This is a genomic window from Pseudomonas brassicacearum (genome assembly GCF_003732265.1).
Taxonomy (GTDB): Bacteria; Pseudomonadota; Gammaproteobacteria; order Pseudomonadales; family Pseudomonadaceae; genus Aquipseudomonas; species Aquipseudomonas brassicacearum_D.
In genome coordinates this window covers 185,650-199,706 of sequence record NZ_MOBK01000013.1, presented here as the reverse complement: position 1 = coordinate 199,706, position 14,057 = coordinate 185,650, and the positions used below count along the sequence as shown (strand labels likewise).

Sequence of the window (14,057 nt, the reverse complement as noted above, 5' to 3'; positions counted from 1 at the left end):
TTTGTTCAGCCCATCACTGCATCCACGGCGGAGGCGGTTCTTCGGCTTTGCTCGGTGGCGCGTCGTCGGCAGCGCGGATCGCTTGCTTACGCTCTTCGTCCAGCCGTGCGGCCTCGATTTCACGGATGACCCCACCGACGTCGGCCAACTCTTCCGGCTCGTCGAACTCGCCGGTCAAGATGCTCGCCGGGTGCAAGGTGCCGGCTTCGTACAACGCCCACATTTCCTTGGCGTATTTGGTCTTTTTCAACTCCGGCGCAAACCGCCCGAAGTAGGACGCCATGTTGCCCACGTCCCGCTCCAGCATGTTGAACGCGTGGTTGTTACCCGCCGCATCCACTGCCTGAGGCAAGTCGATGATGACCGGGCCGTCCGGGGTCAACAGCACATTGAACTCGGACAGGTCACCGTGCACCAGACCGGTACACAGCATCAGCACGATCTGCGAAATCAGGAACGCGTGATATTCGCGCGCCTGGTCCGGCTCCAGCACCACGTCGTTCAGACGCGGCGCGGCATCGCCGTATTCATCGGCCACCAGTTCCATGAGCAGTACGCCTTCGAGGAAGTCATACGGCTTGGGCACCCGCACACCGGCACCGGCCAGACGGAACAGGGCCGCCACTTCGGCGTTTTGCCAGGCGTCTTCGGTTTCTTTCTTGCCGAACTTGGAGCCTTTGGCCATGGCGCGAGCCTGACGGCTGTTGCGCACCTTGCGGCCTTCCTGGTACTCGGCCGCCTGACGGAAACTGCGTTTATTCGCCTCCTTGTAGACCTTCGCGCAACGTAACTCGTTGCCGCAGCGCACCACATAAACAGCTGCTTCTTTACCACTCATGAGTGGGCGCAGCACCTCGTCGACCAGACCGTCCTCGATCAGGGGTTCAATGCGTTTTGGAGTCTTCATCAGCTTTTATTGTGGGTCCTTTATTACCAAACACGCGAAAGTCATTCGTTATACGGCAATCCACTCGTTCGGGGGAGGGGTTGCCGACCTATGAACGTCGTGATGCACACAATGTGCCGGATTAATCGCTCATCCGCCGCCGGTCGTCAATGACCGCCGCAGATCATAGCTGAGCCGACGACATGCGTAAGCGAATGGTTTTGAGGGCATTTACGACAGAAGCTGACATCTGAATTCGCACCCTTCGTAGGATTTTTCCAAACAGGCCTAAATTTCCCCTGCCAGCTGCCGAAGTCCTCAGTGACAAAAGGTATTTGTCCGACAATCGTTCCTACAGAAAACGACGGCGCACTCACGGACCCGAGAAAAAAAACAACGTTTTCGGCTGCCAATATTCCGCGAGTCATCTGCACTGCGTGGGCCTACAAGAAAATCTGGAGCGCGGATGAACATCAAACAGAAGTTGACCTGGGCGTTTGCAATCATCGCCTGCTTGCCCGTGGTGCTGGTCGCCACCCTCGTGGTGATGAACCTGCGCAGCGATGCCAAGGAGAGTTTCGTCGACGGCAGCGGCCGCGAAATTCGTCAGGTCAGCAACGCCATGCAACTGTTTTTCGACGGCATCAGCCAGAACGTCGATTACCTGGCCAAACAACCGCTGATCAAGAACTCCGACGACAGCCTCAAGACCTACATGGCCGCCAACGCCGAGAGCATCCCTCAGGGCGAGATGGACAAAAAAGTCTTCGGCCTCCTGCAGGACCTGGGCAACAGCCACCCGTCCTACGCCTATGCCATTCTCGGCACCGCAGCCGGCGGATATGTGTCTTGGCCGGACGATGCGAAGCTGAACAACTACGACCCGCGCCAGCGCCCTTGGTACAAAGCGGCCCAGGCCAAACCGGGCAAGCCGTTCCGCACTGAAGCCTATTATTGGGCACAGGACGATGCGACTTACGTCAGCACCGTGCGCACCATCGACAACAAGTTGGGCAGCAACGGCGGCGTGGTCAGCATCGACGTGACGCTCAAGCAGCTCACCGAAATCGTCAAACAGATCAAGCTCGGTGAAACCGGCTACCTGATGTTGCTGGAAAACACCGGCATGGTCCTGGTAGACCCGAAACAACCGGAACACAACTTCAAGCCGCTGAGCAGCCTCGGCGAGGGTTACGCGCAACTGGCCAAGGCCGGCAAAGGCCTGGTGGAAGTCGAGCTCAACGGCGAGCGCTACATGGCCAACGTCTGGCCGTCGGAGCAACTGGGCTGGACCTTCATCGGCCTGATCAAGCAAAACGACGTGATGAGCTCGGCCACCCAACTGACCTGGCTGATCGCAATCATCGCCGCCGTGCTGGCGGTGTTCTTCGCCATCCTCGGCGCCAGTTTCGCCAGTGTCATCGTGCGACCGATCCGCAGCGTGGCCAGCGGTCTGGAAGGCATCGCGCAAGGCGAAGGCGACCTGACCAAGAACCTGGAAATCCGTGGCAGCGACGAAACCGCGCAGCTGGCCAGTTGGTTCAACCAGTTCTTGACCGCGATTCGCAACCTGATCCAAAGCATCGGCGGCGCCGCGACCAAGATTCTCGCGACTTCCAAAAGCTCGACCCAAGTCTCCAACGACATGGCCGAAGCCGCCGGGCGTCAGCGTGAAGCGGTGGACATGGTGTCCACGGCGTTCCACGAAATGGTCGCCACCGCCAACGAAGTCGCGCGCTCTTGCAGCCAGGCGGCGGACTCTGCCGACAGTGGCCAGCGCCAGGCACGCGAAGGTCAGCAGCAAATTGATGCGGCGGTGAGCAGCGTTGATCGCTTGAGCCAGGAAATCGAACAGTCGGCGCAGTCGATGCAGCAACTCGAACGCGACAGCAACGACATCCAGTCGATCCTGGGGACGATTCGCTCGATCGCCGAGCAGACCAACCTGCTGGCGCTGAACGCGGCCATTGAAGCGGCGCGTGCCGGTGAGCAAGGTCGCGGGTTTGCGGTGGTGGCTGACGAAGTGCGGGCGCTGGCCAAACGCACGGCGGACTCCACGGCAGAAATCGACGGCCTGCTCGGCAACCTCGCCAAGCGCACCAGCCAGGTGACGCAACAGATGCACGCGAGCCTGGAAGTGTCGCAGCAGTCGGTGACCCGCATCGGCGAAGCGCGCAACAGTTTCGGGCTGATTCGTGAATCGGTGGACGTGATCCGCGACATGAACACGCAGATCGCGACAGCGGCCGAAGAACAGCATCACGTGGCCGAAGACATCAACCGACACATCAGCCAGATCCATGGCGATGCGCAATTGGTGGCGGAACTGGCGAACTCGGCGCGTCTGGATTCCCAGAGCCTGGCCGGGCTTTCGAATGAACTGGACGGGTTGGTTCGACGCTTCAAAACCTGATCTCATAAACACCGCACATAAAATGTGGGAGCGGGCTTGCTCGCGAAGGCGGAGTGACAGTCGACATCTTCATTGACTGAAACACCGCCTTCGCGAGCAAGTCGAAACGTCGCACCGCCGCTCCCACACTCGACCTGCGGTGTTATTGCTTGAAGAGCTCGCCAGGGGTAAACCCGAACAGCCCTTTGAACGCCGCAATAAACGCCGACGTCGAGTCATACCCACACGCCAGCGCGGCATTGGTCACGCTGTCGCCCTCCTCCAGCAAACTCAACGAAGACAACAGCCGCATCCGTTGGCGCCAGCCGCGAAAGCTCAGCCCCGTCTCGCGCTGAAACAGGCGCATCAGGGTCTTTTCCGACGTACCCAAGCGCTCTGCCCACGCCTGCAACGTCACGTTCTGCTCAGGGCTTTCAATCAACTCGTTGCACAAACCCAGAAGCCGCTCATGCCGTGGCAGCGGCAGGGAAAACCCCACCTCCGGCAAATTCGCCAACTGATCCAGCAACACACCCACCAACCGCGCTTCCTGGCTATCGCCCTGTGGATATTCCACGGGCAGCAAGCAAAAACGCTTGATCAACTCCCGCGCCAACGGCGTGACCTCCAGCACCCGGCAGCGCCCGTCCGCCCACTCGCAATCTTCGCGGCGTACGTACAGGCTGCGCATTTCGGCGCGCATCGAGGTTACGACTTGATGTTCAAGGTCCGCCGGAATCCAGATGCCCCACTGCGGCGGCGCATAGAAACTGCCTTCGGCAGTGTGCACGCCGAGGACGCCGCTGATGGCGTAGGAAAACTGCACCCAGTCGTGACGATGGGGCGGTGTCCAGGAACCGGCGTTGAGGCTTTCTACCCGGGCGAATAGCGGACGGGGCAACGACGACAGGGTCGGGATTGTTCGTTCGAGGGAAAGTTGTCCGTTGGACGTCATAGAGGGGCCTTATGTCGCATGACGGCTGATGGGGCCGACGTTAGGCCAAGTAGCGGATCCATACAAATCTATTTTTTGCACAGAGATCTAATGTGGGAGCGGGCTTGCTCGCGAATGCGGTGTGTCAGTCAACAATTAAGCTGAATGACACACCGCATTCGCGAGCAAGCCCGCTCCCACAGGTTCCGTGCTAGCTTCAGCGCTCGATTATGGCGGTGACGCCCTGGCCGCCCGCCGCGCAGATCGAGATCAATCCCCTGCCCTTGCCCGCCGCATCCAGCAACTTCGCAAGGTTGGCGACAATGCGCCCGCCGGTCGCCGCAAACGGATGCCCGGCCGCCAGTGAACTGCCTTTGACGTTGAGGCGGCTGCGGTCGATGGAGCCCAGCGGCGCATCAAGCCCCAGGCGGGTTTTGCAATACTCAGGATCTTCCCAGGCCTTCAACGTGCAGAGCACCTGCGCGGCGAAGGCTTCGTGGATTTCGTAGTAATCGAAGTCCTGCAAAGTCAGGCCATTGCGCGCCAGCAAGCGTGGCACCGCGTAGACCGGCGCCATCAACAGGCCTTCGGCACCGTTGACGAAATCCACCGCCGCCGCTTCGCCGTCACGCAAGTACGCGAGGATCGGCAAGCCACGTTCCTTCGCCCATTCTTCACTGCCCAACAGCACCAGCGACGCACCGTCGGTGAGTGGCGTCGAGTTGCCCGCCGTCATCGTGCCCTTGGCACTTTTCTCGAACGCCGGTTTCAGCTTGGCCAGTTGTTCCAGGGTCAGGTCCGGGCGCAGGTTGTTGTCGCGGGTCAGGCCGAGGAACGGGGTCATCAGGTCGTTGTGCCAGCCTTCGGCGTAGGACGCGGCCAGGTGGTGATGACTTTCCAGCGCCAGTTGATCCTGCTCCTCGCGGGGGATGTTCCAGGTCTGCGCCATCAGCTCGCAATGTTCGCCCATGGACAATCCGGTGCGAGGCTCGCCGTTGCGCGGAAATTCCGGAATCAGATGCCGGGGCCGCAATTGCAGGAATGTTTTCAGCTTGTCGCCGGTGGTCTTGGCGCGATTGGCTTGCAGCAAAATCTTGCGCAGGCCTTCACTGACGCTGATCGGCGCATCCGAGGTGGTATCAACGCCGCCGGCAATGCCGCAATCGATCTGCCCCAAGGCAATCTTGTTCGCCACCAACAACGCTGCTTCCAGCCCGGTGCCGCATGCTTGTTGAATGTCATAGGCCGGCGTTTGCGGCGACAGCCGCGAGCCGAGCACGCATTCGCGGGTCAGGTTCATGTCCCGCGACAGTTTGAGCACCGCCCCCGCGACCACCTCACCCATGCGCAAGCCGTGCAGGTTATAGCGTTCGATCAAGCCTTCGAGCGCTGCGGTGAGCATCGCCTGGTTACTGGCGGTGGCATACGCCCCGTTGGAACGGGCGAAAGGAATACGGTTACCGCCGATAATCGCGACGCGGCGCAGCTGAGTCATGAAAAGCTCCTTGTGAAAATTAATGTATGGATGCGGTCCATTGTGGGAGCGAGCCTGCTCGCGAAAGCGGTGGGTCAGTCACCTCAATGTTGGCTGACACACCGCTATCGCGAGCAGGCTCGCTCCCACAGGGGTATGCATTCCAATTCGGGGTTTTGCATTCCAATTACGGTCTGCGATCACCCTGAAAGTGCCGCTACAAACTACTCTGCAATGTTCAAGCGTAGGCCTTATCTCGTGGATCGAACGACTGATTGCCATTCGTGGTCCACACTTTGAACCCCAGCCGCCGGAGCACGTTCCATGTCAGACCGTTATATCGACTTCGCCAATTCGTCCATTGGCCATCGCCTGGTCGGGGCCTTGGGTTTGCCGTCGCCGGTTCGCCTGGAGCGCTGGCAGGCAGGCCGGCTGCGGCCTGTCGAAGGGGCGCTGTTGATCGGTGGCGGTCCGCTGACGGAGAAGGTCAACGCTTTCGCCAATCGCCTGACCGACGCGATCTACAGCTACGGCACCGAGCCGTCCCTGGCCACCGCGTGGATTCCCGGCCACGGTCCGAAACTCAAAGCCGTGGTGTTCGACGCCAGTCATTTGCTGCAGACCGATCAGCTCAAACAGCTGCGCGAATTCTTCCAGCCACTGATGAAAAACCTCGATCACAGCGCGCATGTGGTGATTCTGGGCCGTGCGCCGGAGACCTTGAGCGACCCGTTCGCCGCCAGCGCCCAGCGCGCACTGGAAGGTTTCAGCCGTTCGCTGGCCAAGGAACTGCGCAGCGGCGGCACGTTGCAGTTGATCTATGTCGGCGACGGTGCGGACGATCAACTGGAAGGACCGCTAAGGTTTTTCCTTTCGCCGAAAAGTGCGTTTGTGTCCGGGCAAGTGATTCGTTTGAAAGCGTGCGCCACGCCCGTTCAGGACTGGACGCGACCGCTGGCCGGGCGCAAGGCGTTGGTAACCGGTGCCGCGCGTGGCATCGGCGCTTCGATTGCAGAAACGCTGGCCCGTGACGGTGCCGAGGTGATTCTGCTCGACGTGCCACCGGCCAAAACCGATCTCGACGCCCTCGCCGCGCGCCTCGGCGGGCGCAGCATCACCCTCGACATCTGCGCCGAAGACGCCGCTGCACAATTGATCGAGCACCTGCCCGACGGCGTCGACATCGTGGTGCACAACGCGGGGATCACTCGCGACAAAACCCTGGCCAACATGACCCCGGAATTCTGGGACGCCGTGCTCGCGGTCAATCTCAATGCGCCGCAAGTGCTGACCAAGGCTCTGCTCGACAGCGGCACCCTGCGCGACAACGGTCGGGTGATTTTGCTGGCCTCGATCAGCGGCATCGCCGGCAATCGCGGGCAAACCAATTACGCCGCGAGCAAGGCTGGACTGATCGGTCTTGCGCAAGCCTGGGCGCCGCTGCTGGATCAGCGCGGCATCAGCATCAACGCGGTGGCGCCGGGGTTTATTGAAACGCAGATGACCGCGCACATTCCGTTCGGGTTGCGTGAAGCGGGCCGACGCATGAGCTCGCTGGGCCAGGGCGGCTTGCCGCAGGACGTCGCCGAAGCCGTCGCATGGCTGGCGCAACCGGGCACCGGCGCGTTTACCGGCCAGGCGCTGCGGGTCTGTGGACAAAGTGTTCTGGGGGCCTAGTGATGATCACCGACTGGCACACACTCAACCGCGAACCGAGCCTGCCGGCGTTGTACGTGCGAGCGGCGACGCGACGCAAAATCACCGGCACCACCTTGCCCGACACCGGGTTGCACTGCTGGGTCAATGTCGATCCCAAACGCCTGGCGGCGTATCGCACTGTCTGCGGATTTGCCGACGACGGTTTGCTGCCGCCGACCTATCCGCACATCCTCGCGTTTGCCTTGCAGATGCAATTGCTCACGGCCAAAGAGTTTCCGTTTCCCCTGTTGGGGCTGATTCACCTGAGCAACCGCATTCGCGTGTTGCGACCCATGGGCGGGGTGAATCGGGTACGGGTCAGCGTGCAGGTGCAGAATCTGCAACCCCACGCCAAGGGTGCGACGTTCGATCTGCTGACCACGCTGGACGACCAATTGGGAACACTCTGGGAAGCGCAAAGCATGATGCTGTGCCGGGGCGTCAAACTGGACGGCGAACCGGTCGAGGAGGTGCTGGCTCCGACGCTGGAGATGATGGAAGTGACCCGCTGGAATGCACCGGCCGACATTGGCCGCCAGTACGCCAAGGTGTCTGGCGATTACAACCCGATTCACTTGAGTGCCGTCAGCGCGAAACTGTTTGGTTTCCCGACCGCCATTGCCCACGGGTTATGGAACAAGGCGCGCACGTTGGCGGCGCTGGCTGATCATTTGCCGACGGCGAACATCGAGATTGCCGTGCAGTTTCGCAAACCGGTGAGGTTGCCCAGTGAGGTGACATTGCTGGCGAGTGCGGCGGGGTCCAGCGGGGATTTTCGGTTGGTGGGGGCTGGGGATCTTGAGCACATGGTCGGGCATTGGCGGCCGGTGGCCTGAGGGCTGGCAGGGAAGTCTTGGGTGAGTTTGAAATGGCTATCGCGAGCAGGCTCGCTCCCACACTGGATTTGCGTAACAACACAAATCCCTGTGGGAGCGAGCCTGCTCGCGAAAGCGGTCGTCCAGACTAAGCCTGAACCAGAGGCTGCGGAAACAGGTTATCCAGCGTCTCCAGTAATCGAACGTGATAAATCGGCTTGCGAAACAGGTCGAGCACCTGCAAGCGCAGCATGTCGCTGACGTCCTCCATGTCCGCATGCCCCGACGTGACGATCACCGGCAAATGCTGACGCGACGTGTGCTCGCGCAAGCGCTTGATCAGTGACATGCCGCTTTCCTCAGGCATACGCAGATCCGTGATCACCAGGGCAATGTCCGGGTGACGGGTCAAGTGCTGCAAGGCGAGCTTGACCGACGTTGCGGTAAAACAGCAAAAACCCTCCCCTTCCAGCAACTCCGCCAGTTCCATCAATGCATCCTCCTCGTCATCGACCAGGAGCAGCTGTTGGCGTTGCGGCAAAGGAGCGGTCATGGGGGATTCCTGCAATGGGCTCAGTGCTGAAGTTAGTTGTGCCATGACAGGTTAGCAAGCTGCAGCGATCAAGGAGCAGGCGCCGGCAGTACAGCTTTGATGCTGTTGAAAATAGTGGTGATCGAACCCGAAATTGGCGTCATGAACGCAGCCAGTGCAACCGCCGCCATTCCCGCGATGATGGCGTACTCGATACCCGAAGCGCCTTCGGTGTCTTTGGCCAGGTTGTAGTAAAAAACGATCTCGCTCTTGATGTGCTGAACAGCGCTTTTAAAGGACATGACGACTTCTCCTGAGACTGCGGGTGTTGCACGGCCGCAACATGATTCCCCTGTGCCAGCATCAGCATTGTCGGCATTCCTCATCCCAACAACTGTAAGAACGTATTAATACTTAAGTAGTACCCCACCCGTTTTCGGCAAAAAACGGGGTTTGGCGGATCAGTCACCCACTTTCGTCGGTTTTTTGCCAGCCGGTAATGGCATTTTGCTCTAGCTGAACTACCTTCAAATAGCGAAATAGTTCCATGAATTTACGTGCTTTTTTGGGAAATTTTCGCGTTTGACGGTACGGATCATCCGCCATAGGAAAGGGAGAGCCCTCATGAACAGCCGCGTCACCATGGGACTGGCCGGATTGTTTCTGGTGGGTGCCATCATTGCCGGTTACTGGGGACTTGCCCTGAGCCGTCAACCCGCTCCCGAGCCTGTCGTGCAACCCGTCGTCACCTCATCGCCAACCAATCCAACACCTGTGCCAGTGGATGACCCCACACGCCAACCGGTGGTGGTCCTGCTGCACGACGTAGCGCCCTTCGTTGAAATCACCGCCGCCGACGTCACCCTCGAAAAACTGCGTACCGCCCCGGCCGGCAGTTTGACCACGCTTGAGCAAGCGATTGGCCGCACGCCGTGGCACGCCCTCACCGCCGGCACCTGGCTGAACGATCAAAGCTTCGAAGCCGGCAGCTCGCTGGCACGGATGATCCGCCCGAATGAACGCGCGCTTGCAGTCGCAGTGGATGAAGTGACCAATGCCGGCGGACAACTGAGCCCCGGGGATTATGTCGACGTGATGCTGTTCCTGCGCGCCGACGCCAACAACACCCAGCAGTCAGCCCAGGTAGTCGTCCCGGCGTTGCGCGTACTCGGGGTCGGCGAACAGTTGGGGCTGACCAACGACGGGCGCCCCGCCAACCCGGCGCGCAGCAGTGAAGAACAACTCAAGCAGGACCAACTTCGGGCCAACGCCCGCTCGGTGTTGCTCGCCGTCCCCGAACCCTTGCTGAGTCGCCTGACGCTCGCGGCCCAGGCCGGCACATTGCGCCTGGCCGTGCGCAGCGCCGAAGAAAAACGCCTGGCGCATTACTGGGCCGGCGAAAGCGCTGCGCCGGCCAATCTCGCCAGCGCCAATCGCGACCTCGTGCAATTCAGTCAACTGGCCCTCGTCGGCACCCCCAAACCCCTCACCCTCGGTGCCAGTTCGGCGTCGCAGAAAAAAGGTGTGGAAGTCATTCGCGGCAATCAGATCACTCAACAAACTCCCTGAATTGAGCAAGGACGCATCTACATGCGCAGAAGTACCATGTTCATGTTTCAAGGCCTGCTCTGGGGCTCGCTGCTGAGCAGCTTGCCACTCACGGCGACCTTTGCGGCTAGCGGTAACTGCGCCGCACTCGGCCAATTGCCGGCGACACTGGAAGTCGGCGAAGGCTTGCAGCAGGAAGTGCAATCCCCGGTGGCGATTACGCGGCTGGCCGTCGGTGACCCGAAAATCGCCGACGTGCGGGTCAACGGCAACCAGGCCTTCTTGCTCACCGGCATGGCGCCCGGCGCCACCAGCCTGATGGTCTGGACGGCGTGCGCCAGCGCCCCGCGTCAAAGCATGGTGTTCGTGAAGGGGCGGGCCACGGCGGCCATGACCGGCAGTTCTTCCCTGCCCTCTCAGGACCCGTTGCTGCCGTCGCAAGTGCAGACCGACATTCGTTTCGTCGAGGTCAGCCGGACCAAGCTGAAAGAGGCCAGCACCTCGATCTACGGCAAAAGCTCGAACTTCCTCTTTGGCTCCCCCGGCACCGTGCCGAACACCGCCGTGACCCCGCGCGTGCTGCCATTGCGCAACCTCGATCCGCGGATCGCTGTGCCGAGCATTCCGCTGGCCAATGACATGTACAACATCGTCGCCGGTGGCGGCAATTTCCTCGCGATTATCAACGCCCTGGAAGGCAGCGGCTTCGCCTACACCCTGGCGCGGCCGAGCCTGGTGGCGATCAGCGGGCAGAGCGCGAGTTTTCTCGCGGGCGGCGAAATCCCGATCCCGGTGCCGAGTGCCAACAGCAACAGCTACTCCATCGAGTACAAGGAGTTCGGGGTCCGCCTGACGCTCACGCCGACCGTGGTCAGCAACGATCGCATCGCCCTGAAAGTGGCGCCGGAGGTCAGCGAGCTGGATTTCGCCAACGCCGTCACCATCGGTGGCACCACCGTCCCGGCGTTCACCATTCGCCGCACCGATACCAGCATCTCCCTGGCCGATGGCGAGAGTTTTGTCATCAGCGGTTTGATCAGCACGCAAAACTCCTCCCAGGTCGACAAGTTTCCGGGGTTGGGGGATATCCCGATCCTCGGCGCATTTTTCCGCAGTTCATCGATCAGGCGCGAAGAGCGTGAACTGCTGATGATCGTCACGCCGCACCTGGTTCAACCGCTGGCCGTCAATGCGCCCCTGCCGTCGTTGCCCGGTGAACAACTGCGCAACTACGACCCCGGTTTCTATCGCATGTTCTTCCTCGAAGACGGCAACTTCGATAAACGCAGCGGGTTATCGCAATGAGCCAGAACCTGAGCCAGACCTTCCTCGCGATCACGCGTAACGACACTGACCTTGAGTGGCTGCAAGGCGCCCTCGCCCCGTTGGGCCAGGTGGTCAGCGCCGGCGGCGGCAGCCTTGACGAACTGTTGGCGCTGGTCGACGTCACCTTCGCCAGCCTGGTGTTCGTCGGGCTGGACCGCGAACACGTGGTCGCGCAAAGCGCACTGATCGAAGGCGCACTGGAAGCCAAGCCGATGCTGGCGATCGTGGCCCTGGGCGATGGCATGGACAATCAGCTTGTGCTGAATGCGATGCGTGCCGGCGCGCGGGATTTTGTCGCCTATGGCTCGCGCTCCAGCGAAGTCTCGGGGCTGGTGCGCCGCCTCGGCAAACGCTTGCCAACGGTGGCGCCGAGCACCCAGCTCGGTGGCCTGACCGTGCTCTACGGTGCGCAAACCAACGCCGACGGTGCGCTGCTCGCCAACCACATGGCGCAAGTGGTGCAGAAAAGCGGCCAGCAAACCCTGTTGCTGGATTTGGGTTTGCCGCGCGGCGACAGCCTCGCCTTGCTCGGGCTGGAGAGCTCGTTTCACTTCGGTGATGCCCTGCGGCATCTGCGGCGCCTCGACGCCACGCTGATCGACAGCGCGTTCACCAGTAATGAGGCGGGACTGCGAATCCTCGCCTACGCCAGCCACGATGAACCGCTGGAGCGCACCAGTGCCGCCGAGTTGTACATGCTGCTCAGCGCCCTGCGCCAACACTTCCAGCACATCGTGGTGAATCTCACCGGTCAACCGGACAGCGAAGCGCTGCGCACTTTTGTCAGCCATTGCGACAAGTTGCTGTGGTACACCGATCAGAACGTGCTCGACTGCCGGCGCAACCTCGCGGTGCTCAACCTGTGGCGCGAAAAAGGCATGAAGCTCGATCACGCCCGGCTGCTGGTCGACCGCTATCTGCGCAATGTCGCCCCCGACGCCGACACCCTGGGCAAAAGCTTCGGCATGGAAGTCTTCGCGATTCTGGCCTTCAGCCCGGAAGTGCGCCTGAACGCGAAAAACCAGGGCGTGAGCCTGTTCGAACTGGCCCCGCGTGAAGGCCTGACCCAAAGCCTGCGCACCCTCGGCGAACGCCTGGCCAAACGCTCCGAAGGCCTGGCCAAACCCAAGACCGGCTGGTTCAACCGGCTGAGGGGTGCGCAATGAGTACGGAAAAACTCTTCGGCGCCCCGTCGCGCACGCCGGCCGGCAACACCGACAACGAAGGCCTGAAACTGGTGTTGCACCGCTACATCATCGACGCCATTGAAGAGTCCGGAAAAAACCTGTTGGAAGGATCGCGGCCAGCGCTGTCGCAGTTCGTCATCGACAAAGTGGCCGAATACATCGCCCGGCTGCACCTGGCGATTTCCCGCTATGAAATGGAGCGCCTCGCCGAAGAACTGGTCGACGAACTCACCGGTTTCGGCCCGCTGGAAGTGCTGCTGCGCGACCCGTCCGTGACCGAGATCCTGGTCAACGGCCCGCACCGGGTGTTCATCGAACGCGACGGCGTGCTGCATCAAAGTGACTTGCGCTTCATCGACTCGCACCACGTCGAACGCGTCATGCAACGCATCCTCGCCCCTCTCGGACGACGGCTCGATGAGTCCTCGCCGATGGTCGATGCGCGTCTGCCGGATGGCAGCCGGGTCAACGCGATCATTCCGCCGATTGCCCTAGACGGGCCGTGCCTGTCGATTCGAAAATTCCGCAAGGACATGCTCAAAAGCAACGACCTGATGGCGATGCAAACCATCGATCAGGCGATCTTCGATTTCATTCAGGAAGCCGTGGGCAAGCGCTGCAACATCCTGATCAGTGGCGGGACCGGCACCGGCAAAACCACGTTGCTGAACATCCTCAGTCAGTTGATCAACCCGCACGAACGCCTCGTCACCATCGAAGACGTCGCCGAACTGCAACTGGGCCACCCGCACGTCGTGCGCCTCGAAACCCGGCCGCCGAATGCCGAGGGCCATGGCGAAGTGAAGTCCAGCGACCTGATCCGCAACGCCCTGCGGATGCGCCCGGACCGGATCATCCTCGGTGAAATTCGCGGCGTCGAAGTGCTCGACGTCCTCACCGCCATGAACACCGGTCACGACGGTTCGATGAGCACCGTGCACGCCAACAATGCCCAGGACGCGCTGCTGCGCCTGGAAACACTGGTCGGACTGACCGGCCGCACCATCGCCGAAAAGACCTTGCGCCAGATGATCTGCGCCGCGCTGGACGTGGTGATCCAGCTCACTCGCATGCCAGACGGCCGCCGCTGTGTCAGTGAAGTGGTAGAGGTGGTCGGCGTGCGCGATGACGTCTACGTCACCAACACCTTGTTCAGGCTGGACCGTCGCACCGGTTTCGGTTTTATGCGCGAGGCGGTCAACCCCGCCGGCGACAAACTGCGCCGCGAGACGGCACTTGTTTCCTCACCGCACTGAGGCCACGGC

General features: G+C 61.2%; 12 protein-coding genes and 1 pseudogene. 8 read left to right on the top strand and 5 right to left on the bottom strand.

Annotated elements, in window-relative coordinates; all coding sequences use genetic code 11:
* Window positions 1–13: 13 nt before the first annotated feature.
* Window positions 14–907: a PA4780 family RIO1-like protein kinase gene (locus tag BK660_RS27620; protein WP_123436005.1), complete on the bottom strand. Its 894-nt coding sequence runs from the start codon at window positions 905–907 to the stop codon at window positions 14–16.
* A gap of 445 nt (window positions 908–1,352) precedes the next feature.
* Between BK660_RS27620 and BK660_RS33735 the strand changes: the two are divergent.
* A pseudogene (locus tag BK660_RS33735) lies at window positions 1,353–2,441 on the top strand (cache domain-containing protein); the annotation flags it as partial.
* Between the two features lie 90 nt (window positions 2,442–2,531).
* Window positions 2,532–3,299 carry a methyl-accepting chemotaxis protein gene (locus BK660_RS33730; protein ID WP_404942960.1) on the top strand — a complete coding sequence of 256 codons (768 nt, stop codon included), beginning with the start codon at window positions 2,532–2,534 and terminating at the stop codon, window positions 3,297–3,299.
* Between the two features lie 142 nt (window positions 3,300–3,441).
* Here BK660_RS33730 and BK660_RS27605 read toward each other — a convergent pair whose 3' ends face one another.
* Together BK660_RS27605 and BK660_RS27600 are read right to left on the bottom strand one after the other, a co-directional pair.
* Complete coding sequence (locus tag BK660_RS27605; protein WP_123436003.1) at window positions 3,442–4,233, bottom strand: AraC family transcriptional regulator; 792 nt, start codon at window positions 4,231–4,233, stop codon at window positions 3,442–3,444.
* 196 nt (window positions 4,234–4,429) lie between these two features.
* Window positions 4,430–5,707, bottom strand: a complete 1,278-nt coding sequence (locus tag BK660_RS27600; RefSeq protein ID WP_123436002.1) for an acetyl-CoA C-acetyltransferase — start codon at window positions 5,705–5,707, stop codon at window positions 4,430–4,432.
* 303 nt (window positions 5,708–6,010) lie between these two features.
* On the opposite strand from BK660_RS27600, the gene BK660_RS27595 reads away from it, so the two are divergent.
* Together BK660_RS27595 and BK660_RS27590 are read left to right on the top strand one after the other, a co-directional pair.
* Window positions 6,011–7,363, top strand: coding sequence for a 3-oxoacyl-ACP reductase (locus tag BK660_RS27595; protein WP_123436001.1), 1,353 nt, complete (start codon window positions 6,011–6,013; stop codon window positions 7,361–7,363).
* 2 nt (window positions 7,364–7,365) lie between these two features.
* Complete coding sequence (locus BK660_RS27590; protein ID WP_123436000.1) at window positions 7,366–8,220, top strand: MaoC family dehydratase; 855 nt, start codon at window positions 7,366–7,368, stop codon at window positions 8,218–8,220.
* 127 nt (window positions 8,221–8,347) lie between these two features.
* On the opposite strand, the gene BK660_RS27585 is transcribed toward BK660_RS27590, so the two are convergent.
* Together BK660_RS27585 and BK660_RS27580 are read right to left on the bottom strand one after the other, a co-directional pair.
* Window positions 8,348–8,752, bottom strand: a complete 405-nt coding sequence (locus BK660_RS27585; protein ID WP_123435999.1) for a response regulator — start codon at window positions 8,750–8,752, stop codon at window positions 8,348–8,350.
* A gap of 68 nt (window positions 8,753–8,820) precedes the next feature.
* Window positions 8,821–9,033 carry a Flp family type IVb pilin gene (locus BK660_RS27580; RefSeq protein WP_123435998.1) on the bottom strand — a complete coding sequence of 71 codons (213 nt, stop codon included), beginning with the start codon at window positions 9,031–9,033 and terminating at the stop codon, window positions 8,821–8,823.
* A gap of 322 nt (window positions 9,034–9,355) precedes the next feature.
* Here BK660_RS27580 and cpaB point away from each other — a divergent pair, with 322 nt between their 5' ends.
* From cpaB to BK660_RS27560, 4 genes are read left to right on the top strand one after another with little or no spacing between them, the layout of a single operon-like run.
* The gene (cpaB, locus tag BK660_RS27575; RefSeq protein WP_123435997.1) at window positions 9,356–10,300 is read left to right on the top strand and encodes a Flp pilus assembly protein CpaB; all 945 of its coding nucleotides are present in this window, start codon (window positions 9,356–9,358) and stop codon (window positions 10,298–10,300) included.
* 21 nt (window positions 10,301–10,321) lie between these two features.
* The gene (locus tag BK660_RS27570) at window positions 10,322–11,584 is read left to right on the top strand and encodes a type II and III secretion system protein family protein (RefSeq protein WP_123435996.1); all 1,263 of its coding nucleotides are present in this window, start codon (window positions 10,322–10,324) and stop codon (window positions 11,582–11,584) included.
* Window positions 11,581–12,771, top strand: coding sequence for a CpaE/TadZ family protein (locus BK660_RS27565; protein ID WP_123435995.1), 1,191 nt, complete (start codon window positions 11,581–11,583; stop codon window positions 12,769–12,771). The genes BK660_RS27570 and BK660_RS27565 overlap by 4 nt, the downstream gene beginning before the upstream one ends.
* A complete protein-coding gene (locus tag BK660_RS27560) occupies window positions 12,768–14,048 on the top strand; it encodes a TadA family conjugal transfer-associated ATPase (RefSeq protein WP_123435994.1) in 1,281 nt (426 codons plus the stop codon). Before BK660_RS27565 ends, BK660_RS27560 begins: the two co-directional genes overlap by 4 nt.
* Window positions 14,049–14,057 lie beyond the last annotated feature (9 nt).